The following is a 20052-nucleotide window of genomic DNA, read 5'->3' as shown; positions in this document are numbered from 1 at the left end:
GGGAAGCTGACATGCAATTAAATGTAAATGACGCTCAAGCGATCGAAGTTTCCGAACTGACATTTGGCGGCGAATTCAACGAGACGCTGGTTCACCAAGCAGTCGTGGCCTACATGGCCGGCGGCCGTCAAGGTAGCAAGCAGCAAAAGACCCGTTCCGACGTACGTGGTGGCGGTAAGCGCCCTTGGCGTCAGAAAGGCACTGGCCGTGCTCGTGCCGGTACTATCCGTAGCCCAATCTGGCGTGGCGGCGGTACCACTTTCGCAGCTCGTCCACAGGATCACTCTCAGAAGCTCAACAAGAAGATGTATCGCGCAGCTCTGCGCTCCATTCTTGCTGAACTCGTGCGTACTGATCGTCTGGTCGTGGTTCAGGACTTCGCTGTTGAAAGTCCAAAGACCAAAGATCTGCTGGGCAAACTGAACAACATGAGCCTGACCGACGTTTTGATCGTGTCTGAAGCTGTTGATCAGAACCTGTACCTGGCTGCTCGCAACCTGCCACACGTTGATGTACGTGACGTGCAAGGTTCCGATCCAGTTAGTCTGATCGCATACGACAAGGTGTTGATCACCGTGTCGGCCGTGAAGAAATTCGAGGAGCTGCTGGGATGAACCAGGAACGCGTATTTAAAGTTCTGCTTGGCCCGCACGTTTCCGAAAAGGCTACGGTTCTGGCTGACAAGAAAGGCCAGTTCGTTTTCAAGGTTGCAACTGACGCAACCAAGCTGGAAATCAAGAAGGCCGTCGAAAGCCTGTTCAGCGTGAAAGTTGAGCGTGTTACTACCCTGAATGTTCTGGGTAAGAGCAAGCGCACTGCTCGCGGTCTGGGCAAGCGTAATGACTGGAAGAAGGCAGTTATCTCCCTTCAGCCAGGCCAAGATCTCGATTTCAGCAGCAGTGCTGAGTAAGGAAGGGGTGCATCATGGCAATCGTTAAATGCAAACCGACTTCCCCTGGCCGCCGTTTTGTGGTCAAGGTGGTCAACCAGGAGCTGCATAAAGGCGCTCCTCACGCACCGCTGCTCGAGAAGAAATCGAAGACTGGTGGTCGTAACAACAATGGTCGCATTACCACTCGTCACATCGGTGGTGGCCATAAGCAGCATTATCGTCTGGTCGACTTCCGTCGCAACGACAAAGATGGCATCTCTGCCACTGTCGAGCGTATCGAATACGATCCAAACCGTACTGCTCACATCGCTCTGCTGCTGTACGCAGATGGCGAGCGTCGCTACATCATCGCCCCTAAAGGCGTGAGCGCTGGCGACCAGCTGATCGCAGGTGCTTTGGCGCCGATCAAGCCGGGCAACGCTCTGCAACTGCGTAACATTCCAGTTGGTAGCACCGTACACGGCATCGAATTGAAGCCAGGTAAAGGCGCGCAAATCGCTCGTTCCGCTGGTGCTTCGGCTCAGCTGATCGCTCGTGAAGGTGTCTACGTGACCCTGCGTCTGCGTTCTGGTGAGATGCGTAAAGTGCTGGCTGAATGCCGTGCGACCTTGGGTGAAGTCTCGAACTCCGAGCACAGCCTGCGTTCGCTGGGTAAAGCTGGTGCCAAACGCTGGCGTGGCGTTCGCCCAACCGTTCGTGGTGTTGCCATGAACCCGGTTGACCACCCACACGGTGGTGGTGAAGGTCGTACCTCTGGTGGTCGTCATCCGGTATCGCCATGGGGCTTCCCGACTAAGGGCGCGAAGACTCGTGGTAATAAGCGTACCGACAAAATGATCGTCCGTCGTCGCAAGTAAATAGAGGGATACGACAGTGCCACGTTCTCTGAAAAAAGGTCCTTTTATTGATCTTCACCTACTGAAGAAGATCGAAGTGGCGGCGGAAAAGAACGATCGCAAACCAGTTAAGACCTGGTCGCGTCGTTCGATGATCCTGCCACAAATGGTCGGTTTGACCATCGCTGTACACAACGGTCGTCTGCACGTCCCAGTTCTCGTGAACGAAGACATGGTTGGCCACAAACTGGGCGAGTTTGCCGGTACCCGCACTTATCGTGGGCACGTGGCAGACAAGAAAGCCAAGCGTTAAGGGGTTAGGAAATGGAAGTAGCCGCTAAGTTGTCGGGCGCTCGAATCTCCGCCCAGAAAGCCCGCTTGGTCGCCGACCAGATCCGCGGGAAGAAGGTGGGCGAAGCGCTCAACCTGTTGGCTTTCAGCAGTAAGAAAGCCGCCGAGATCATGAAGAAAGTGCTGGAGTCGGCCGTAGCCAACGCCGAGCATAACGAAGGCGCAGACGTTGATGACCTTAAAGTCAGCACCGTTTTCGTCAACGAAGGGCGTTCGCTGAAGCGCATCATGCCACGTGCCAAAGGCCGTGCTGATCGCATCGTCAAGCGGTCTTGCCATATCACTGTCAAGGTTGCTGACAAGTAACGGAGTCGAAGAGATGGGTCAGAAAGTACATCCCATTGGCATTCGCCTGGGAATCGTCAAGGAGCACACCTCCGTCTGGTACGCAGACGGTCGGACTTATGCGGACTATTTGTTCGCTGATCTGAAGGTGCGTGAGTATCTCCAAGACAAACTAAAAAGCGCGTCCGTAAGCCGTATCGATATCCATCGTCCGGCACAAACTGCACGTATCACCATCCACACCGCTCGTCCAGGTATCGTTATCGGGAAGAAAGGTGAAGATGTTGAGAAACTGCGTCAGGACCTGACCAAGCAAATGGGTGTGCCTGTGCACATCAATATCGAAGAGATCCGCAAGCCGGAGCTCGACGGTATGCTGGTTGCGCAGAGCGTAGCTCAGCAGCTGGAGCGTCGCGTAATGTTCCGTCGCGCTATGAAGCGCGCCGTACAGAACGCCATGCGCATTGGTGCCAAAGGCATCAAAATCCAAGTGAGCGGTCGTCTCGGCGGTGCTGAAATCGCACGTACTGAATGGTATCGCGAAGGTCGTGTGCCACTGCACACCCTGCGTGCCGACATCGACTATGCCAACTACGAAGCTCACACCACTTACGGTGTGATCGGTGTAAAGGTTTGGATCTTCAAAGGCGAAGTAATTGGTGGTCGCCAAGAAGAACTGAAACCACAAGCACCAGCGCCTCGTAAAAAAGCTGCTAAGTAAGGGGTACGCCAAATGTTGCAACCAAAGCGTACGAAGTTCCGCAAGCAGATGACAGGCCACAACCGTGGTCTGGCTCAGCGCGGTAGCAAAGTCAGCTTCGGCGAGTTCGCGCTGAAGTCTGTAGCTCGTGGTCGTCTCACCGCTCGTCAGATCGAGTCAGCGCGTCGTGCACTGACCCGTCACGTTAAACGTGGCGGCAAGATCTGGATCCGTGTATTCCCGGACAAGCCGATCTCCAAAAAACCTCTTGAGGTTCGGATGGGTAAAGGTAAGGGTAACGTGGAATACTGGGTAGCCCAGATTCAGCCAGGCAAAGTCCTGTATGAAATCGAGGGTGTAACTGAAGAGCTGGCGCGTGAGGCTTTTGCCCTGGCTGCTGCAAAGCTGCCGCTCGCCACCGCCTTTGTTAAACGGACGGTGATGTGATGAAAGCGAATGAACTTCGTGAAAAATCCGCACAGCAGCTGAACGAGCAACTGCTCGGCCTGCTGCGCGACCAGTTCAATCTGCGCATGCAGAAAGCAACTGGCCAGTTGGGGCAGTCTCATCTGCTCTCGCAAGTTAAGCGTGACATTGCTCGCGTGAAGACTGTGCTCAACCAGCAGGCAGGTAAGTGATCATGGCTGAAGCCGAAAAGACTGTCCGTACGCTGACTGGCCGTGTTGTCAGCGACAAGATGGACAAAACCATCACCGTACTGATCGAGCGTCGCGTTAAGCACCCGATCTACGGTAAATATGTTAAGCGTTCGACTAAGCTGCACGCGCACGACGAAACCAATCAGTGCCACATCGGCGACAAAGTCACTATTCGTGAAACTCGTCCGCTGGCCAAGACCAAGTCTTGGGCACTGGTTGATGTTCTCGAACGCGCTGTGGAAGTCTAAGGACTAGGGGTCGGAGAAATTATATGATTCAGACTCAATCCATGCTCGATGTGGCCGATAACAGCGGCGCTCGCCGTGTTATGTGCATCAAGGTGCTGGGTGGCTCCCATCGTCGTTACGCTGGTATCGGTGACATCATCAAAGTTACCGTGAAGGAAGCAATTCCTCGCGGCAAAGTGAAAAAAGGCCAAGTGATGACTGCTGTTGTAGTCCGCACTCGTCACGGCGTACGTCGTGCTGATGGCTCCATTATCCGCTTTGATGGCAACGCTGCTGTTCTTCTGAACAACAAGCAAGAGCCGATCGGCACCCGTATCTTTGGGCCAGTGACCCGTGAACTTCGTACTGAGAAGTTCATGAAGATCGTCTCGCTCGCCCCAGAAGTGCTGTAAGGAGATCCGACATGCAAAAGATTCGTCGTGACGACGAGATCATCGTGATCGCCGGCAAAGACAAAGGTAAGCGCGGTAAGGTGCTTAAGGTTCTCGCCAATAACCGTCTGGTTATCGGTGGTCTGAACCTGGTCAAGCGTCATACCAAGCCTAACCCGATGTCGGGCGTACAAGGCGGTATCGTCGAAAAAGAAGCTCCACTGGACGCTTCTAACGTCGCCATTTTCAACGGCGAAACCAACAAGGCTGACCGCGTTGGTTTCAAAGTAGAAGACGGCAAGAAAATTCGTGTCTTCAAGTCGACCCAAAAAGCGGTTGATGCTTGAACACTGCTAGGTAGAAGACCATGGCACGACTAAAAGAGATTTACTGGAAAGAAATCGCACCGAAGCTTAAGGAAGAACTTAAGCTTTCGAACGTGATGGAAGTTCCACGCGTTACCAAAATCACCCTGAACATGGGTCTGGGCGAAGCTGTCGGCGACAAAAAAGTCATCGAGCATGCTGTTGCTGACCTGGAAAAGATCACCGGCCAGAAAGTCGTTGTGACCTACGCTCGGAAATCCATCGCTGGCTTTAAAGTCCGTGAAGGTTGGCCGATCGGCGTCAAAGTGACCCTGCGTCGTGAGCGTATGTATGAATTCCTGGATCGTCTGCTGTCGATCTCCCTGCCTCGGGTTCGCGACTTCCGCGGCCTGAATGCCAAGTCCTTCGATGGTCGTGGTAACTACAGCATGGGCGTGAAAGAGCAGATCATCTTCCCGGAAATCGACTACGACAAGATCGATGCTCTCCGCGGTCTGGACATCACCCTGACCACCACTGCCAAGAACGATGATGAAGGCCGCGCTCTGCTGCGTGCGTTCAAATTCCCGTTCCGCAACTGATTGGAGTAGGACCATGGCCAAGATGAGCATGAAAAACCGCGAGCTGAAGCGTCAGCTCACGGTTGCCAAGTACGCCAAGAAGCGTGCAGCACTGAAAGCAATCATCGTAGATCTGAACGCAAGTCCAGAAGCGCGTTGGGAAGCGACAGTTGCTCTGCAGAAGCAGCCACGTGACGCAAGCGCCTCGCGCATGCGTAACCGCTGCCGCCTGACCGGTCGTCCACACGGCGTTTACCGCAAGTTCGGCCTCGGCCGTAACAAACTGCGTGAAGCGGCAATGCGTGGTGACGTACCAGGTCTGGTTAAAGCCAGCTGGTAAGTACTTTCAGCGTCGGGGCGGTCAAAATCGCAAGATACTGACCGCCGGTGACCTTGAATCTGGAACAAGCCCCTTTTGGGGCTTGTTTCATTTCCGGAGTGTGTCTAAAATACGCGGCTCGCCTGAGCCCGTGTTTTTTACCCGGAGATTCTCGGCGACATATGTAGCCGCAAGGCTAATTTTTTTGTATTAGGAGCGTCTAGCCCATGAGTATGCAGGACCCGTTAGCGGACATGCTAACTCGTATCCGTAATGCCCAGATGGCTGAAAAGTCCGTCGTAAGCATGCCATCTTCCAAGTTGAAGGTAGCTGTTGCCAAAGTCCTGAAAGACGAAGGCTACATTGCGGGTTATCAGATCAGCAGCGAAATCAAACCACTGCTGTCCATCGAGCTGAAGTACTTCGAAGGCCGTTCGGTCATCGAGGAAGTGAAGCGCGTTAGCCGTCCAGGCCTGCGTCAGTACAAGTCCGCTGAAGATCTGCCGAAAGTTCGTGGCGGTCTGGGCGTGTCTATCGTCTCCACCAACAAAGGTGTGATGACGGATCGTGCTGCGCGCGCTGCCGGTGTCGGCGGCGAAGTTCTTTGCACTGTGTTCTAAGGGGGGATAAGCATGTCTCGCGTCGCTAAGAACCCCGTTAAGCTGCCAGCCGGTGTCGAAGTAAAATTCGCAGGCCAACAGCTTTCGGTGAAGGGTGCCAAGGGCACTCTTGAACTGAACATCCATTCGTCCGTTGAGATCGTTGAAGAAGCTGGTGAGCTGCGTTTCGCTGCTCGCAATGGCGATCAACAAACTCGCGCAATGGCCGGTACCACGCGTGCGTTGGTAAACAACATGGTCCAAGGCGTAAGCCAAGGCTTCGAGCGTAAGCTCCAGCTGGTCGGTGTTGGTTACAAAGCGCAAGCAAAAGGCACGGTTTTGAACCTGGCCCTTGGCTTCTCGCACCCAGTGGATTACGAACTGCCGGAAGGCATCACCGCTGAGACCCCTAGCCAGACCGATATCCTGATCAAGGGTATTGATAAGCAGCTGGTAGGTCAGGTGGCCGCTGAGATCCGCGACTTCCGTCCACCAGAGCCGTACAAAGGCAAAGGTGTGCGCTACGCGGACGAAGTCGTCCGTCGTAAAGAAGCCAAGAAGAAGTAGGGCATAGCAAATGACCGACAAAAAAGTTACTCGACTGCGTCGCGCTCGCAAAGCACGCCTGAAAATGCACGAACTAGAAGTCGTGCGTCTCTGCGTGTACCGCTCGTCGCAGCACATCTACGCCCAGGTCATCTCGGCCGACGGCAACAAAGTCCTGGCAAGCGCCTCGACTTTGGATAAAGAACTGCGTGATGGTGCCACCGGCAACATCGACGCGGCCACAAAGGTTGGCCAGCTGGTCGCTACACGTGCTAAGGCCGTGGGCGTCTCGCAAGTGGCTTTCGACCGCTCTGGCTTCAAGTACCACGGTCGCGTTAAAGCGCTGGCTGATGCTGCTCGTGAAGCTGGGCTGGAGTTCTAAGTTATGTCAAATAACGACCAAAAGCGCGACGAAGGCTACATTGAGAAGCTGGTTCAAGTTAACCGCGTAGCCAAAACCGTTAAAGGCGGCCGTATCTTCACTTTCACCGCGTTGACCGTGGTGGGTGATGGTAAAGGGCGTGTTGGCTTCGGCCGTGGCAAGTCACGTGAAGTGCCTGCTGCGATCCAGAAGGCGATGGAAGCTGCTCGTCGCAACATGATCCAAGTTGATCTGAACGGCACCACCCTGCAATACGCTATGAAGTCCGCTCACGGCGCTTCGAAGGTGTACATGCAGCCTGCTTCTGAAGGTACCGGTATCATCGCTGGCGGCGCTATGCGTGCTGTCCTCGAAGTTGCTGGCGTTCAGAACGTTCTGGCCAAGTGCTACGGTTCGACTAACCCGGTAAACGTGGTTCACGCCACTTTCAAAGGTTTGAAAGCTATGCAGTCTCCTGAATCCATTGCCGCCAAGCGTGGCAAAAGTGTCAAGGAGATCTTCTGATCATGGCTACCGTTAAAGTAACGCTGATCAAAAGCATGACCGGCCGCATTCCTAACCACAAACTGTGCGTTAAGGGTTTGGGTCTGCGTCGCATCGGTCACACTGTAGAAGTCCAGGATACTCCCGAGAATCGCGGGATGATCAACAAGGCTTACTACATGCTGCGTGTAGAGGGTTAATCGATGAAACTCAATGATCTGAGTCCAGCGCCGGGTTCCCGTCGCGAAAAGCATCGTCCGGGCCGTGGTATCGGTAGCGGTTTGGGTAAGACTGGTGGCCGTGGCCACAAAGGTCAAACCTCCCGCTCCGGTGGCACCATCGCTCCAGGCTTTGAAGGCGGTCAACAGCCGCTGCATCGTCGCCTGCCTAAGTTCGGTTTCGTATCCCTGAAAGCTATGGATCGCGCAGAAGTGCGTCTGTCCGAGCTGGCTAAAGTGGAAGGCGACATCGTTACTGTGCAGACCCTGAAAGATGCCAACGTGATCAACGTCAACGTACAGCGTGTGAAAATCATGCTGTCCGGTGAAGTGACTCGCGCTGTCACTATCGGCAAGGGAATCGGCGCCACCAAAGGTGCGCGTTCGGCTATCGAAGCAGCTGGCGGCAAGTTCGAGGAATAAATGGCTAAGCAAGGTGCTCTCTCAGCGCTCGGCAAAGGCGGTATGTCTGAACTTTGGGCTCGTCTGCGTTTTCTGTTCTTGGCGATTATCGTCTACCGAATAGGCGCACACATCCCGGTTCCAGGTATCAACCCGGACCGACTCGCAGACCTGTTTCGACAGAATGAGGGGACCATTCTTAGCTTGTTCAACATGTTTTCCGGCGGTGCGCTGGAGCGGATGAGCATCTTTGCACTGGGGATCATGCCGTACATTTCGGCATCGATCATCATGCAGTTGATGACCGCCGTCAGCCCGCAGCTGGAGCAGTTGAAGAAGGAAGGTGAAGCTGGCCGTCGCAAGATTAGCCAGTACACCCGCTACGGCACTGTCGCTCTCGCCTTGGTTCAAGCTATCGGCATGTCCGTTGGTTTGGCAGGGCAGGGCGTTGCGTTCACTGGTGACTTTGGCTTCCATTTCGTTGCGGTATCCACGTTTGTGGCTGGCGCAATGTTCATGATGTGGCTGGGTGAGCAGATTACTGAGCGTGGTGTTGGTAACGGTATCTCGATGTTGATTTTCGCAGGTATCGTCGCCGGTCTTCCGAGAGCGATTGGGCAGTCTTTCGAGTCTGCACGTCAGGGTGATATCAATATTTTCGCCCTTGTCGCCATCGGTTTGCTGGCAGTAGCGATTATCGGTTTTGTGGTGTTCATTGAGCGTGGTCAGCGTCGTATTGCTGTTCACTACGCCAAGCGTCAGCAGGGCCGTAAGGTTTTTGCTGCGCAGACCAGCCACTTGCCGCTGAAAGTGAATATGGCCGGTGTTATTCCGGCAATTTTCGCGAGCAGCATTTTGCTGTTTCCGGCTTCGTTGGGTACCTGGTTTGGTCAGTCTGAAAACATGGGCTGGCTGCAGGACCTCTCTCAGTCGATCGCTCCTGGTCAGCCGTTGAATATTCTGCTGTTTAGTGCAGGGATTATTTTCTTCTGCTTCTTCTATACGGCGTTGATGTTCAATCCGAAAGACGTAGCGGAAAACCTGAAGAAGTCCGGTGCCTTTATTCCGGGTATCCGTCCAGGTGAGCAGTCTGCACGCTACATTGACGGCGTTCTGACTCGTTTGACCCTGTTCGGTGCTCTATATATGACGGCCGTGTGCTTGTTGCCCCAGTTCCTGGTGGTTGCAGCAAACGTTCCGTTCTACCTTGGCGGGACCTCGTTGCTGATCGTCGTCGTGGTTGTGATGGACTTCATGTCCCAAGTACAATCGCACCTCGTTTCGCACCAGTACGAATCCCTGATGAAGAAAGCCAACCTGAAGGGCTACGGCAGCGGCATGTTGCGCTGAGTACCCCATAAGGTTCGAGGAGTTGGTGATGAAAGTTCGTGCATCGGTGAAAAAGCTGTGCCGTAACTGCAAGATTATTCGCCGCGAAGGTGTTGTTCGAGTAATTTGCAGCGCGGAACCGCGTCACAAACAGCGCCAAGGCTGAGTGTGATCCGCTTGAAGCCCGGCAGCTAGTGCGCTGCCGGGTTGATTATTTGTTATTACAGCGATATTATCTCGCGCCCTATTTCTTGGCTTCCGGGGCGTAGGTAGCTGTCAATTGGAGTCCCACTGAATGGCCCGTATTGCAGGCGTTAACATTCCAGATAACAAGCACACTGTTATCTCGCTGACCTACATCTATGGTGTTGGTCGCACTACTGCGCAGAAAATTTGCGCAGATACTGGGGTAAACCCAGCCGCGAAGATCAAAGATCTGAGCGACGAGCAGATTGAGCTGTTGCGTGGCGAAGTGGCGAAGTTCACCACTGAAGGTGACCTGCGTCGCGAAATCAACATGAAAATCAAGCGTTTGATGGACCTCGGTTGCTACCGTGGTCTGCGTCATCGTCGTGGTCTTCCAGTACGCGGTCAGCGTACCAAGACTAACGCGCGTACCCGTAAAGGTCCGCGTAAGCCGATCCGCAAGTAATCGCCCACGCGAATCGACAGGAAAATTATCATGGCAAAACCTGCTGCTCGTCCTCGTAAAAAAGTTAAAAAGACAGTGGTTGATGGCATCGCCCACATCCATGCATCTTTTAACAACACAATCGTGACCATCACCGACCGTCAAGGTAACGCGCTTTCTTGGGCTACCTCCGGTGGTTCGGGTTTCCGCGGTTCCCGCAAGTCCACCCCGTTTGCCGCTCAAGTAGCTGCTGAACGTGCTGGTCAAGCTGCGCTGGAATATGGCCTGAAAAACCTCGACGTTAACGTCAAAGGTCCAGGTCCAGGTCGTGAGTCTGCTGTCCGTGCTTTGAACGGCTGTGGCTATAAGATCGCCAGCATCACCGACGTGACGCCAATCCCGCACAACGGGTGCCGTCCGCCGAAGAAGCGCCGCGTGTAATCCAGGAGATTGTAAAGAATGGCTCGTTACATTGGTCCAAAATGCAAACTCGCTCGTCGTGAAGGCACCGATCTCTTCTTGAAGAGCGGCGTGCGCGCGATCGAATCGAAGTGCAACATTGAAGCAGCACCTGGTATCCACGGCCAACGCCGCGGTCGCCAGTCCGACTACGGCACCCAACTGCGTGAAAAGCAGAAGGTCCGTCGTATCTACGGCGTTCTCGAGCGTCAGTTCAGCGGCTACTACAAAGAAGCTGCTGGCAAGAAAGGTGCAACCGGTGAAAACCTGCTGCAACTGCTCGAATGCCGTCTGGACAACGTTGTATACCGTATGGGCTTTGGTTCGACTCGTGCCGAATCCCGTCAGCTGGTATCGCACAAATCCGTAAGCGTAAACGGCCAAACCGTTAACGTCCCGTCCTACCAGGTTCGTGCTGGTGACGTGGTCGCGATTCGCGAGAAAGCAAAAAACCAACTTCGCATTGTCCAAGCTCTCGATCTGTGTGCCCAACGTGGCCGCGTAGAATGGGTAGAAGTAGACACTGAGAAGAAGTCGGGCGTTTTCAAGAACGTTCCTGCTCGCAGTGATCTGTCCGCCGACATCAACGAAAGCCTGATTGTCGAGCTCTACTCCAAGTAAGGGCTAGAAAATAGGTGCATCCATGCAGATTTCGGTAAATGAGTTCCTGACACCCCGCCACATTGATGTGCAGGTTGTCAGTCCAACCCGCGCCAAGATCACTCTCGAGCCTCTCGAGCGTGGTTTTGGCCACACCCTGGGCAACGCGCTGCGCCGCATCCTGTTGTCCTCAATGCCCGGCTGTGCAGTAGTCGAGGCCGAGATTGACGGTGTGCTCCACGAGTACAGCGCCATCGAAGGTGTACAGGAAGACGTAATTGAAATCCTGTTGAACCTTAAAGGTCTGGCTATCAAGCTGCACGGCCGTGACGAAGTTACGCTGACCTTGTCGAAGAAGGGTTCGGGGGTGGTTACCGCTGCCGATATTCAGCTGGATCATGATGTCGAGATCGTTAATCCCGATCACGTAATCGCTAACCTGGCGTCTAACGGCGCCCTGAACATGAAGCTCACTGTAGCTCGTGGTCGTGGTTATGAACCGGCCGACTCGCGTCAGAGCGATGAAGACGAAAGCCGCAGCATTGGTCGCTTGCAGCTCGACTCTTCGTTCAGCCCGGTTCGCCGTATCGCATACGTGGTGGAAAACGCCCGTGTCGAGCAGCGTACTAACCTGGACAAGCTGGTTATTGATCTGGAAACCAACGGTACTTTGGATCCTGAAGAGGCAATCCGCCGCGCTGCAACCATTCTGCAACAGCAGTTGGCTGCGTTCGTCGACCTCAAAGGTGACAGCGAACCAGTGGTAATCGAGCAGGAAGACGAGATCGATCCGATCCTGCTTCGCCCGGTTGACGATCTGGAACTGACTGTACGTTCGGCTAACTGCCTTAAGGCGGAAAACATTTACTACATCGGTGACCTGATTCAGCGTACCGAAGTAGAACTGTTGAAGACTCCGAACCTTGGCAAGAAATCCTTGACTGAAATCAAGGACGTTCTGGCCTCCCGCGGTCTGTCCCTCGGCATGCGCCTCGACAACTGGCCGCCTGCAAGTCTTAAGAAGGACGACAAGGCGACTGCCTGATCGTCGTAATCACCGAACGTGAGTTTGGTAAGGAATGAACCATGCGTCATCGTAAAAGTGGTCGTCACCTGAGCCGTACCAGCTCGCACCGCAAGGCCATGTTTCAAAACATGGCGGTGTCGCTGTTCGAGCACGAGCTGATCAAAACTACACTGCCGAAAGCTAAAGAACTGCGTCGCGTTGCTGAGCCGCTGATCACTTTGGCTAAGACAGACAGCCTGGCTAACCGCCGTCTGGCTTTCGACCGTACTCGCTCGAAAGCTATCGTTGGTAAGCTCTTCAACGACCTGGGCAAGCGTTACGCTACCCGTGAGGGTGGCTACCTGCGCATCCTCAAGTGCGGTTTCCGCGCTGGCGACAACGCGCCTATGGCGTACGTCGAGTTGGTTGATCGTGCTACTGCCGGCGAAGCTGTAAGCGCCGAGTAAGACGACAAGCTGTAACGGAGAACCGGGCCTAGTGCCCGGTTTTTTGTGTGTGTAAAAAACGTTGTCTATATTAATTGAGTCGCTGCCAGCATCAGAGTCCAATCCATAGCTAATTACTCTGTTGGGTTTGTTAGTTATTTTCTATCAATGACCATAATTTAATAAATTTGATGGTGTCATCTTGATCGTCAATACTCCCTCTAAGCCGATTAGCCGGCAGTTCCAAGTCTGACCTGAGGAAGATTGAGCATGAGCCAGAATAAAGTCCTTACTACCGCCAGCGGTGCCCCCGTTGCGGATAACCAGAATTCCCGTTCCGCCGGCCCGCGCGGCCCGTTGCTGCTCGACGATTTTCACCTGATCGAGAAGCTCGCTCACTTCAACCGTGAAAACATCCCGGAGCGGCGTGTACACGCTAAAGGTTCGGGTGCCTACGGTACGTTCACGGTCACCCAAGACATTACCCAGTACACCAGCGCCAAGCTGTTTGAGACCGTTGGCAAGCAAACCCCTACCTTTCTTCGGTTTTCCACTGTTGGTGGTGAACGCGGTTCTGCCGATACCGAGCGCGACCCGCGCGGCTTCGCTTTGAAGTTCTACACCGAAGAAGGTAACTGGGACATCGTGGGTAACAACACGCCAGTGTTCTTCATCCGCGACCCGCTGAAATTTCCGGACTTCATCCACACCCAAAAGCGCCTCCCACAAAGCAACCTGAAAAGCGCGCAAATGATGTGGGACTTCTGGTCGCACTCGCCTGAGGCGCTGCACCAGGTGACCATCCTGTTTTCGGACCGTGGCATTCCAGACGGCTATCGCCACATGCACGGCTTCGGTAGTCACACCTACAGCCTGATCAATGCGAAGGGCGAGCGTCACTGGGTTAAATGGCATTACAAAACCAAGCAGGGCATCAAGAACCTGGCTCCAGCGGATGCCGCACGTTTGGCCGGTACTGACCCTGATTACGCCCAGCGTGATCTGTTCGGCGCGATTGAGCGCGGTGACTTTCCGAAATGGCGCGTCTGCATCCAGATCATGACTGAAGCCCAGGCTAACGCTCACTATGAGAATCCTTTCGACGTGACCAAAACCTGGTCTCAAAAGGAGTTTCCGCTGATCGAAGTGGGTGAACTGGAGCTCAACCGCAACCCTCTGAACTACTTTGCCGAAGTGGAGCAAGCCGCGTTCGGGCCAAGCAATATGGTGCCCGGTGTTGGCCTGTCGCCAGACCGTATGTTGCAAGGTCGTGTTTTTGCTTACGCCGATGCCCATCGTTATCGTGTCGGCACCAATCACCAGCAATTGCCGGTAAACGCGCCGCGCAGCCCGGTAAACAGCTACCAGCGCGACGGCTCGATGGCTTTTGGCAGCAACGGTGGTTCAGCCCCTAACTACGAGCCGAACAGCTACGCCGATGCCCCTAAGCAAGCCCCGCAGTACGCTGAGCCTGCTTTGGCGCTGAGCGGTGCCGCTGATCGTTACGATCATCGTGAAGACACTGACTACTACAGCCACGCGGGTGCGCTGTTCCGTCTGATGAATGCTGAGCAGCAGGCACTGCTGACCACCAACATCGCCGGTGCAATGGCTGGGGTTTCCAGTGATGTTGTCCAGCGTCAATTGGCGCACTTCTACAAGGCAGACGCTGCTTACGGAGAAGCAATCGCAAAGGCGCTGGGTGTATCGCTTAACTGACTCTAAACGATAAGCAGAACCGCCCTCATTTGGGCGGTTTTTGCGTTATTTCAGCTACTTTTCTCGGGAAATGTGCGTTTTTATGCCGTTGATCCCGTGACCTCCAGGTCATGATGGTTCAAACTACAGTCTTTCAAGCAGGGAGATGTAGGGCGATGCAAGGTCACCCCGACGTAATCGATTACCTCAACACGTTGCTGACGGGCGAACTGGCAGCTCGTGACCAATATTTCATCCACTCGCGGATGTACGAAGACTGGGGTTTTACCGAACTCTACGAGCGTATCAACCACGAGATGGAAGAAGAGGCACAGCACGCTGACGCACTGATGCGCCGTATCCTGATGCTCGAAGGCACGCCGCGTATGCGTCCCGACGACCTGGACGTGGGCACAACCGTACCTGACATGCTGGCAGCCGATCTTCGCCTCGAATACAAGGTACGTGCTGCGCTTTGCAAGGGCATTGAGCTCTGCGAGCAGCACAGTGACTTCGTCACACGTGAAATCCTTCGCGTGCAATTGAATGACACAGAGGAAGATCACACCTACTGGCTGGAAAAGCAGTTGGGTCTGATCAAGCTCATTGGCCTGGAAAACTACCTGCAATCGCAGTTCTGATTCCCGGCTACGAAAAGCCCCTGTCACCGCAAGGTGACAGGGGCTTTTTCATGGGGCGACAAGTCAGGCCCGGTCGCGCTCCAGCAACGGTTTCAAGTAGTAACCGGTGTGGGACTGCGGCATTTCAGAGACTTGCTCCGGCGTGCCGACCGCGATGATCTGGCCACCCTTGGAGCCGCCCTCCGGCCCGAGGTCCACCAACCAGTCAGCCGTCTTGATCACATCAAGGTTGTGCTCAATCACCACTACAGTGTTGCCGTGGTCGCGCAATCGGTGCAGCACGTCGAGCAGTTGCTGGATATCCGCGAAATGGAGCCCCGTAGTCGGTTCATCGAGGATATACAGAGTCTTGCCCGTATCACGCTTGGACAGCTCCCTGGACAGCTTCACCCGCTGTGCCTCGCCACCGGACAGCGTGGTCGCTGATTGCCCCAGCTTGATATACGACAGGCCCACATCCATCAGCGTCTGCAGCTTGCGCGCCAATGCTGGAACCGCGTCAAAGAACACGCGAGCTTCCTCGATGGTCATCTCCAGGGTTTCGTGGATGTTCTTGCCCTTGTACTTGATCTCAAGAGTTTCGCGGTTATAGCGCTTGCTCTTGCACACATCGCACGGCACATAGATATCCGGCAGGAAGTGCATCTCTACCTTGATCAAGCCATCGCCCTGACACGCTTCACAGCGTCCGCCCTTGACGTTGAACGAGAACCGCCCAGGCCCGTAGCCACGTGAGCGAGACTCCGGCACACCCGCGAACAGCTCGCGAATCGGCGTGAACAGCCCCGTGTACGTTGCCGGGTTGGACCGAGGTGTACGGCCAATCGGGCTCTGGTCGATATCGACCACTTTGTCCAGGTGCTCAAGGCCCTTGATGCTGTCATGCGCGGCCGCTTCCAGCGTAGTTGCGCCGTTCAGGGCGGTTGCACTAAGGGGGAACAGCGTGTTGTTGATCAGCGTCGACTTACCCGAACCCGATACACCGGTCACGCAGGTCAGCAAGCCCAGCGGAATCTCCAGGTCGACATTACGCAGGTTGTTCCCGCGTGCGCCCTTGAGATGCAGCGCCATCTTCTTGTTGCGCGGCGTACGTTTAGCCGGCACTGCAATCTTCACACGGCCAGACAAGTACTTGCCGGTCAGGGAGTCCGGATGTGCCATGACTTCGGCCGGTGTGCCTTCAGCAACAATATGTCCACCGTGCACGCCGGCGCCTGGGCCAATATCGACCACATAGTCCGCCAGGCGAATCGCGTCTTCATCGTGCTCGACCACAATCACCGTGTTGCCGATATCCCGTAGGTGCTTCAACGTGCCCAACAGACGATCGTTGTCCCGTTGGTGCAAGCCAATGGACGGTTCATCCAGGATGTACAACACGCCCACCAAGCCTGCACCAATCTGGCTGGCCAGGCGAATACGTTGCGCCTCGCCGCCGGACAAGGTGTCGGCGCTACGGTCCAGAGAAAGATAGTCCAGGCCCACATTGACCAGGAACTGTAACCGCTCACGAATTTCCTTGAGGATCTTGTCGGCAATTTCCCCACGGCGCCCGGTCAGCTTGAGCACACCGAAGTATTCACACGCATCGCCGATCGGCAGGTTCGTCACTGCCGGCAGGGTCTTCTCACCCACCCAGACATGCCGCGCCTCACGGCGCAAGCGAGTGCCACGGCAATCTGGACAAGGTTGAGTGCTGAGGAATTTCGCCAGCTCTTCGCGCACGCTCGCCGATTCGGTTTCGCGGTAGCGCCGCTCCAGGTTCGGCACAATGCCTTCGAACGGGTGCGAACGCTTAACGATGTCGCCGCGGTCGTTCAGGTATTTAAAGTCGACGTTCTGCGAACCACTGCCATTGAGGATGACCTTCTGCTGATCTGCCGGCAGTTGGTTGAATGGCACTTCAAGGCTGAATTTGTAGTGGGACGCCAGCGACCCCAGCATCTGGAAGTAATAGACGTTACGCCTGTCCCAGCCGCGTATCGCCCCTTCCGCCAACGTCAGCTCGCCATTGACCAGGCGCTTGATATCGAAGAATTGCTTCACTCCCAGGCCATCGCAGGTTGGGCAGGCGCCGGCCGGGTTGTTGAAGGAAAACAGCTTGGGTTCCAGTTCGCTGATGGCATGGCCACAGATCGGGCAGGCAAAGCGCGCAGAGAAGATGATCTCTTCGCCCGGCTCGTCATCCATGGGCGCAACCAGCGCAATACCATCCGCCAGCTTCAGCGCGGTCTCGAACGATTCCGCCAGGCGCTGCTGCAGGTCGGCGCGCACTTTGAAGCGGTCGACCACTACATCGATCGAATGCTTCTTCTGCTTGTCGAGCTTCGGTGCTTCGTCCAGTTCATACAGCTTGCCATTGATGCGCGCGCGTACAAAACCTTGCGCCCGCAGCTCTTCGAAGACGGAAAGATGTTCGCCCTTGCGCTCGCGAATCACCGGGGCCAGCAGCATCAGCTTGGCACCTTCCGGCTGGGCCAGTACCAGGTCGACCATCTGGCTGACGGTCTGGGCTTCCAGTGGAATGTCGTGATCCGGGCAGCGGGGGATACCGACCCGCGCGTAAAGCAGGCGCAGGTAGTCGTAGATTTCAGTGATGGTGCCCACGGTGGAACGTGGGTTGTGGGAGGTCGACTTCTGTTCGATGGAAATTGCCGGCGACAGGCCTTCAATGGTGTCGACGTCGGGTTTTTCCATCATCGACAGGAACTGCCGGGCATAGGCCGACAGCGATTCCACATAGCGGCGCTGACCTTCGGCATACAGCGTGTCGAACGCCAGGGACGATTTGCCCGAGCCAGACAAGCCGGTGATGACAATCAGCTTGTCCCGGGGCAGGGTCAGGTCGATGTTCTTCAGGTTGTGGGTTCTAGCCCCACGAATCAGGATCTTGTCCAAGATGGCCTCGCACGGCGGGCGTAAATAATGCCGGAGTATACGGCTAAAGACTGGATGAATATACACTGTCAAAGTGCCGGGTGCAGCCTTACATGAAAGCTGCGCGGCAAAGCGCCGCATATACCCTCTCAATCGATGGGACTGGTAGAATCGCCGCCGGTTCACACGAGGTTTTTCCATGCACGATCCCCACAGCGAACGCATGAGTAGCGGCGAGACCCGAGCGGCAAGCGGTCTGGCCCTTGTGTTCGCCTTCCGTATGCTGGGCATGTTTATGGTGTTGCCAGTGCTGGCGACCTATGGCATGGACCTCGCCGGCGCAACCCCGGCGCTGATCGGCCTGGCGATTGGCGCCTATGGCCTGACACAGGCGATTTTTCAGATTCCGTTCGGGATCATTTCCGACCGCATTGGCCGTCGTCCGGTGATTTACCTGGGGCTGATCGTGTTCGCCCTCGGCAGTGTGCTCGCGGCCCAGTCCGATTCGATCTGGGGCGTGATCGCCGGACGTATTCTGCAAGGTGCCGGGGCGATTTCCGCTGCGGTGATGGCGCTCCTCTCTGACCTGACCCGCGAGCAGCATCGCACCAAGGCCATGGCGATGATCGGTATGACCATCGGCCTGTCGTTTGCCGTGGCCATGGTGGTCGGACCCTTGCTCACACGTGCGTTCGGCCTGCACGGTTTGTTTCTGGCCACAGGCGGCATGGCGTTGTTCGGCATCGTGATCGTGGCCTTCATGGTGCCGCGCTCCACCGGCACATTGCAGCACCGTGAATCCGGCGTTGCGCGCAACGCGTTGTTGCCGACGCTCAAGCACCCGGACCTGCTGCGCCTGGATTTAGGTATCTTCGTATTACACGCAATGCTGATGTGCAGCTTCGTCGCCTTGCCCCTGGCCCTGGTACAAAAAGCCGGGCTGCCCAAGGAGCAGCACTGGTGGGTCTACCTCACCGCTCTGTTGATTTCGTTTTTCGCCATGATCCCGTTCATCATCTATGGCGAGAAAAAACGCAAAATGAAACGAGTTTTGCTGGGCGCGGTCGCGACATTGATGCTCACTGAACTATTCTTCTGGCAGTTCGGCGACAGCCTACGGGCGCTGGTAATCGGCACGGTGGTGTTCTTCACCGCGTTCAACCTGCTGGAGGCTTCATTGCCTTCGCTGATCAGCAAAGTTTCACCGGCGGGTGGCAAGGGCACGGCGATGGGGGTGTATTCCACCAGCCAGTTTCTCGGCTCGGCGTTAGGCGGCATCATGGGCGGCTGGATGTTTCAGCATGGCGGTTTGTCGGTTGTCTTCCTCGGATGCGCCGGGCTGGCTGCACTTTGGCTGGTCTTTGCTGTTACCATGCGCGAACCTCCCTACGTCACAAGTCTGCGTTTGCCGCTATCGCCCGAGGCGATCCGCGAAGCCGGTCTGGCAGAGCGCCTGAAGGCCGTCGTAGGGGTAACGGATGCAGTCGTGGTCGCTGAAGAGGCGGCCATTTACATCAAATTGGACACCGAATTATTGGATCGCGCGACGCTTGAGCAACTGGTCAACCCAGTGCCGACAGCGCGCCCAGCCTAGGAGAACGTTATGGCCCGTGGGGTTAACAAAGTCATATTGGTCGGTACTTGCGGCCAGGATCCCGAAGTTCGCTACTTGCCTAACGGTAACGCCGTGACCAACCTGAGTCTGGCGACCAGCGAACAGTGGACCGACAAGCAAACCGGTCAGAAAGTCGAAAAAACCGAATGGCACCGTGTGTCGATGTTCGGCAAGGTCGCAGAGATCGCCGGTGAATACCTGCGCAAGGGTTCGCAGGTCTACATCGAAGGCAAACTGCAGACCCGCGAGTGGGAAAAAGACGGCATCAAGCGTTACACCACTGAAATCGTGGTCGACATGCAAGGCACCATGCAACTGCTGGGCGGCCGTCCACAGGGCGACCAACAGGGCCAGGGCGGCATGTCCAACTCGGCACCGCGTCCACAGCAGTCGCGTCCGCAGCCAAGCCAGCAGCCACAGCGTGAGTCGCGTCCAGCGCCACAGCAGGCCGCTCCTCAGCCGGCTCCGGATTTCGACAGCTTTGATGACGATATTCCGTTCTAGGATATCGCTCGGAGCAATCCGTAAAGTTTTCCCGGAAAGCCCCGTGAGCACTGCTCTCGGGGCTTTTTT

The 20052-nt window shown here is 55.6% G+C and carries 31 protein-coding genes; 30 read left to right on the top strand and 1 reads right to left on the bottom strand.

Annotation, left to right across the window (positions count from 1 at the left end):
- Positions 1-11 precede the first annotated feature (11 nt).
- The 28 genes from rplD to bfr all read left to right on the top strand — a co-directional run bounded on the left by rplD (position 12) and on the right by bfr (position 14987).
- Positions 12-614, top strand: a complete 603-nt coding sequence (gene rplD, locus AB3G88_RS25385) for a 50S ribosomal protein L4 (protein WP_003176424.1) — start codon at positions 12-14, stop codon at positions 612-614.
- Entirely contained in the window at positions 611-910 is a 300-nt protein-coding gene (gene rplW, locus AB3G88_RS25380; protein WP_002555488.1) for a 50S ribosomal protein L23, read from the top strand. Before rplD ends, rplW begins: the two co-directional genes overlap by 4 nt.
- A 14-nt stretch (positions 911-924) precedes the next feature.
- Positions 925-1749, top strand: coding sequence for a 50S ribosomal protein L2 (rplB, locus tag AB3G88_RS25375; RefSeq protein WP_003176423.1), 825 nt, complete (start codon positions 925-927; stop codon positions 1747-1749).
- Between the two features lie 16 nt (positions 1750-1765).
- Positions 1766-2041 carry a 30S ribosomal protein S19 gene (gene rpsS, locus AB3G88_RS25370; protein ID WP_003232420.1) on the top strand — a complete coding sequence of 92 codons (276 nt, stop codon included), beginning with the start codon at positions 1766-1768 and terminating at the stop codon, positions 2039-2041.
- 11 nt (positions 2042-2052) lie between these two features.
- Positions 2053-2385, top strand: a complete 333-nt coding sequence (gene rplV / locus AB3G88_RS25365; RefSeq protein WP_003103908.1) for a 50S ribosomal protein L22 — start codon at positions 2053-2055, stop codon at positions 2383-2385.
- Positions 2386-2398: 13 nt separating this feature from the next.
- On the top strand, positions 2399-3085 hold the full coding sequence (gene rpsC / locus AB3G88_RS25360; protein ID WP_003176422.1) for a 30S ribosomal protein S3: 687 nt from the start codon (positions 2399-2401) through the stop codon (positions 3083-3085).
- 12 nt (positions 3086-3097) lie between these two features.
- Complete coding sequence (gene rplP, locus AB3G88_RS25355; RefSeq protein WP_003232424.1) at positions 3098-3511, top strand: 50S ribosomal protein L16; 414 nt, start codon at positions 3098-3100, stop codon at positions 3509-3511.
- Entirely contained in the window at positions 3511-3702 is a 192-nt protein-coding gene (gene rpmC / locus AB3G88_RS25350) for a 50S ribosomal protein L29 (RefSeq protein ID WP_002555481.1), read from the top strand. The genes rplP and rpmC overlap by 1 nt, the downstream gene beginning before the upstream one ends.
- A 2-nt stretch (positions 3703-3704) precedes the next feature.
- Entirely contained in the window at positions 3705-3971 is a 267-nt protein-coding gene (gene rpsQ, locus AB3G88_RS25345) for a 30S ribosomal protein S17 (protein WP_003176419.1), read from the top strand.
- Between the two features lie 23 nt (positions 3972-3994).
- Positions 3995-4363 carry a 50S ribosomal protein L14 gene (gene rplN, locus AB3G88_RS25340; RefSeq protein ID WP_002555479.1) on the top strand — a complete coding sequence of 123 codons (369 nt, stop codon included), beginning with the start codon at positions 3995-3997 and terminating at the stop codon, positions 4361-4363.
- Positions 4364-4374: 11 nt separating this feature from the next.
- Positions 4375-4689, top strand: a complete 315-nt coding sequence (gene rplX, locus AB3G88_RS25335) for a 50S ribosomal protein L24 (RefSeq protein ID WP_003176416.1) — start codon at positions 4375-4377, stop codon at positions 4687-4689.
- Between the two features lie 20 nt (positions 4690-4709).
- On the top strand, positions 4710-5249 hold the full coding sequence (gene rplE, locus AB3G88_RS25330) for a 50S ribosomal protein L5 (RefSeq protein WP_003176415.1): 540 nt from the start codon (positions 4710-4712) through the stop codon (positions 5247-5249).
- Positions 5250-5262: 13 nt separating this feature from the next.
- Positions 5263-5568, top strand: a complete 306-nt coding sequence (rpsN, locus tag AB3G88_RS25325; protein ID WP_003176414.1) for a 30S ribosomal protein S14 — start codon at positions 5263-5265, stop codon at positions 5566-5568.
- A gap of 206 nt (positions 5569-5774) precedes the next feature.
- Entirely contained in the window at positions 5775-6167 is a 393-nt protein-coding gene (rpsH, locus tag AB3G88_RS25320) for a 30S ribosomal protein S8 (protein ID WP_003176413.1), read from the top strand.
- 12 nt (positions 6168-6179) lie between these two features.
- Positions 6180-6713: a 50S ribosomal protein L6 gene (gene rplF / locus AB3G88_RS25315; RefSeq protein WP_003176412.1), complete on the top strand. Its 534-nt coding sequence runs from the start codon at positions 6180-6182 to the stop codon at positions 6711-6713.
- A 10-nt stretch (positions 6714-6723) separates the two neighbouring features.
- Positions 6724-7074 (top strand): 50S ribosomal protein L18, encoded by a 351-nt coding sequence (rplR, locus tag AB3G88_RS25310; protein ID WP_017135964.1) that lies wholly within the window; start codon positions 6724-6726, stop codon positions 7072-7074.
- A 3-nt stretch (positions 7075-7077) separates the two neighbouring features.
- The gene (gene rpsE / locus AB3G88_RS25305; protein WP_003186035.1) at positions 7078-7578 is read left to right on the top strand and encodes a 30S ribosomal protein S5; all 501 of its coding nucleotides are present in this window, start codon (positions 7078-7080) and stop codon (positions 7576-7578) included.
- Between the two features lie 2 nt (positions 7579-7580).
- Complete coding sequence (gene rpmD, locus AB3G88_RS25300; protein WP_003176408.1) at positions 7581-7757, top strand: 50S ribosomal protein L30; 177 nt, start codon at positions 7581-7583, stop codon at positions 7755-7757.
- A gap of 3 nt (positions 7758-7760) precedes the next feature.
- Complete coding sequence (rplO, locus tag AB3G88_RS25295) at positions 7761-8198, top strand: 50S ribosomal protein L15 (protein ID WP_003176407.1); 438 nt, start codon at positions 7761-7763, stop codon at positions 8196-8198.
- Positions 8199-9527 carry a preprotein translocase subunit SecY gene (gene secY, locus AB3G88_RS25290; RefSeq protein ID WP_017736663.1) on the top strand — a complete coding sequence of 443 codons (1329 nt, stop codon included), beginning with the start codon at positions 8199-8201 and terminating at the stop codon, positions 9525-9527.
- A 28-nt stretch (positions 9528-9555) separates the two neighbouring features.
- Complete coding sequence (rpmJ, locus tag AB3G88_RS25285; RefSeq protein WP_002555468.1) at positions 9556-9672, top strand: 50S ribosomal protein L36; 117 nt, start codon at positions 9556-9558, stop codon at positions 9670-9672.
- A 129-nt stretch (positions 9673-9801) separates the two neighbouring features.
- Positions 9802-10158, top strand: coding sequence for a 30S ribosomal protein S13 (rpsM, locus tag AB3G88_RS25280; protein ID WP_003210063.1), 357 nt, complete (start codon positions 9802-9804; stop codon positions 10156-10158).
- Positions 10159-10188: 30 nt separating this feature from the next.
- The gene (gene rpsK, locus AB3G88_RS25275; RefSeq protein WP_002555466.1) at positions 10189-10578 is read left to right on the top strand and encodes a 30S ribosomal protein S11; all 390 of its coding nucleotides are present in this window, start codon (positions 10189-10191) and stop codon (positions 10576-10578) included.
- A gap of 18 nt (positions 10579-10596) precedes the next feature.
- Positions 10597-11217 carry a 30S ribosomal protein S4 gene (gene rpsD, locus AB3G88_RS25270; protein WP_003210056.1) on the top strand — a complete coding sequence of 207 codons (621 nt, stop codon included), beginning with the start codon at positions 10597-10599 and terminating at the stop codon, positions 11215-11217.
- A gap of 22 nt (positions 11218-11239) precedes the next feature.
- On the top strand, positions 11240-12241 hold the full coding sequence (locus AB3G88_RS25265; RefSeq protein ID WP_003176403.1) for a DNA-directed RNA polymerase subunit alpha: 1002 nt from the start codon (positions 11240-11242) through the stop codon (positions 12239-12241).
- A 41-nt stretch (positions 12242-12282) separates the two neighbouring features.
- A complete protein-coding gene (gene rplQ, locus AB3G88_RS25260; RefSeq protein ID WP_003176402.1) occupies positions 12283-12669 on the top strand; it encodes a 50S ribosomal protein L17 in 387 nt (128 codons plus the stop codon).
- Positions 12670-12918: 249 nt separating this feature from the next.
- Positions 12919-14367: a catalase gene (locus AB3G88_RS25255; protein ID WP_158879347.1), complete on the top strand. Its 1449-nt coding sequence runs from the start codon at positions 12919-12921 to the stop codon at positions 14365-14367.
- Positions 14368-14522: 155 nt separating this feature from the next.
- Positions 14523-14987: a bacterioferritin gene (gene bfr / locus AB3G88_RS25250; RefSeq protein ID WP_033900044.1), complete on the top strand. Its 465-nt coding sequence runs from the start codon at positions 14523-14525 to the stop codon at positions 14985-14987.
- A 63-nt stretch (positions 14988-15050) separates the two neighbouring features.
- Here the strand turns inward: bfr and uvrA are convergent, their stop codons facing one another.
- Complete coding sequence (uvrA, locus tag AB3G88_RS25245) at positions 15051-17885, bottom strand: excinuclease ABC subunit UvrA (protein ID WP_099584608.1); 2835 nt, start codon at positions 17883-17885, stop codon at positions 15051-15053.
- Between the two features lie 178 nt (positions 17886-18063).
- On the opposite strand from uvrA, the gene AB3G88_RS25240 reads away from it, so the two are divergent.
- Positions 18064-19458 (top strand): MFS transporter, encoded by a 1395-nt coding sequence (locus tag AB3G88_RS25240; protein ID WP_099584609.1) that lies wholly within the window; start codon positions 18064-18066, stop codon positions 19456-19458.
- 9 nt (positions 19459-19467) lie between these two features.
- Positions 19468-19983: a single-stranded DNA-binding protein gene (locus tag AB3G88_RS25235; RefSeq protein WP_003232445.1), complete on the top strand. Its 516-nt coding sequence runs from the start codon at positions 19468-19470 to the stop codon at positions 19981-19983.
- Positions 19984-20052: the final 69 nt, after the last annotated feature.

The sequence above is a fragment of the Pseudomonas arvensis genome (genome assembly GCF_056688935.1).
This window is presented reverse-complemented; position numbering and strand designations above follow the sequence as displayed.

Coding starts and splice junctions, on each gene's coding strand:
- rplD (WP_003176424.1), top strand. CDS start 12: ATGCAATTAAATGTAAATGACGCTCAAGCGATCGAAGTTTCCGAACTG.
- rplW (WP_002555488.1), top strand. CDS start 611: ATGAACCAGGAACGCGTATTTAAAGTTCTGCTTGGCCCGCACGTTTCC.
- rplB (WP_003176423.1), top strand. CDS start 925: ATGGCAATCGTTAAATGCAAACCGACTTCCCCTGGCCGCCGTTTTGTG.
- rplV (WP_003103908.1), top strand. CDS start 2,053: ATGGAAGTAGCCGCTAAGTTGTCGGGCGCTCGAATCTCCGCCCAGAAA.
- rpsC (WP_003176422.1), top strand. CDS start 2,399: ATGGGTCAGAAAGTACATCCCATTGGCATTCGCCTGGGAATCGTCAAG.
- rplP (WP_003232424.1), top strand. CDS start 3,098: ATGTTGCAACCAAAGCGTACGAAGTTCCGCAAGCAGATGACAGGCCAC.
- rpmC (WP_002555481.1), top strand. CDS start 3,511: ATGAAAGCGAATGAACTTCGTGAAAAATCCGCACAGCAGCTGAACGAG.
- rpsQ (WP_003176419.1), top strand. CDS start 3,705: ATGGCTGAAGCCGAAAAGACTGTCCGTACGCTGACTGGCCGTGTTGTC.
- rplN (WP_002555479.1), top strand. CDS start 3,995: ATGATTCAGACTCAATCCATGCTCGATGTGGCCGATAACAGCGGCGCT.
- rplX (WP_003176416.1), top strand. CDS start 4,375: ATGCAAAAGATTCGTCGTGACGACGAGATCATCGTGATCGCCGGCAAA.
- rplE (WP_003176415.1), top strand. CDS start 4,710: ATGGCACGACTAAAAGAGATTTACTGGAAAGAAATCGCACCGAAGCTT.
- rpsN (WP_003176414.1), top strand. CDS start 5,263: ATGGCCAAGATGAGCATGAAAAACCGCGAGCTGAAGCGTCAGCTCACG.
- rpsH (WP_003176413.1), top strand. CDS start 5,775: ATGAGTATGCAGGACCCGTTAGCGGACATGCTAACTCGTATCCGTAAT.
- rplF (WP_003176412.1), top strand. CDS start 6,180: ATGTCTCGCGTCGCTAAGAACCCCGTTAAGCTGCCAGCCGGTGTCGAA.
- rplR (WP_017135964.1), top strand. CDS start 6,724: ATGACCGACAAAAAAGTTACTCGACTGCGTCGCGCTCGCAAAGCACGC.
- rpsE (WP_003186035.1), top strand. CDS start 7,078: ATGTCAAATAACGACCAAAAGCGCGACGAAGGCTACATTGAGAAGCTG.
- rpmD (WP_003176408.1), top strand. CDS start 7,581: ATGGCTACCGTTAAAGTAACGCTGATCAAAAGCATGACCGGCCGCATT.
- rplO (WP_003176407.1), top strand. CDS start 7,761: ATGAAACTCAATGATCTGAGTCCAGCGCCGGGTTCCCGTCGCGAAAAG.
- secY (WP_017736663.1), top strand. CDS start 8,199: ATGGCTAAGCAAGGTGCTCTCTCAGCGCTCGGCAAAGGCGGTATGTCT.
- rpmJ (WP_002555468.1), top strand. CDS start 9,556: ATGAAAGTTCGTGCATCGGTGAAAAAGCTGTGCCGTAACTGCAAGATT.
- rpsM (WP_003210063.1), top strand. CDS start 9,802: ATGGCCCGTATTGCAGGCGTTAACATTCCAGATAACAAGCACACTGTT.
- rpsK (WP_002555466.1), top strand. CDS start 10,189: ATGGCAAAACCTGCTGCTCGTCCTCGTAAAAAAGTTAAAAAGACAGTG.
- rpsD (WP_003210056.1), top strand. CDS start 10,597: ATGGCTCGTTACATTGGTCCAAAATGCAAACTCGCTCGTCGTGAAGGC.
- AB3G88_RS25265 (WP_003176403.1), top strand. CDS start 11,240: ATGCAGATTTCGGTAAATGAGTTCCTGACACCCCGCCACATTGATGTG.
- rplQ (WP_003176402.1), top strand. CDS start 12,283: ATGCGTCATCGTAAAAGTGGTCGTCACCTGAGCCGTACCAGCTCGCAC.
- AB3G88_RS25255 (WP_158879347.1), top strand. CDS start 12,919: ATGAGCCAGAATAAAGTCCTTACTACCGCCAGCGGTGCCCCCGTTGCG.
- bfr (WP_033900044.1), top strand. CDS start 14,523: ATGCAAGGTCACCCCGACGTAATCGATTACCTCAACACGTTGCTGACG.
- AB3G88_RS25240 (WP_099584609.1), top strand. CDS start 18,064: ATGCACGATCCCCACAGCGAACGCATGAGTAGCGGCGAGACCCGAGCG.
- AB3G88_RS25235 (WP_003232445.1), top strand. CDS start 19,468: ATGGCCCGTGGGGTTAACAAAGTCATATTGGTCGGTACTTGCGGCCAG.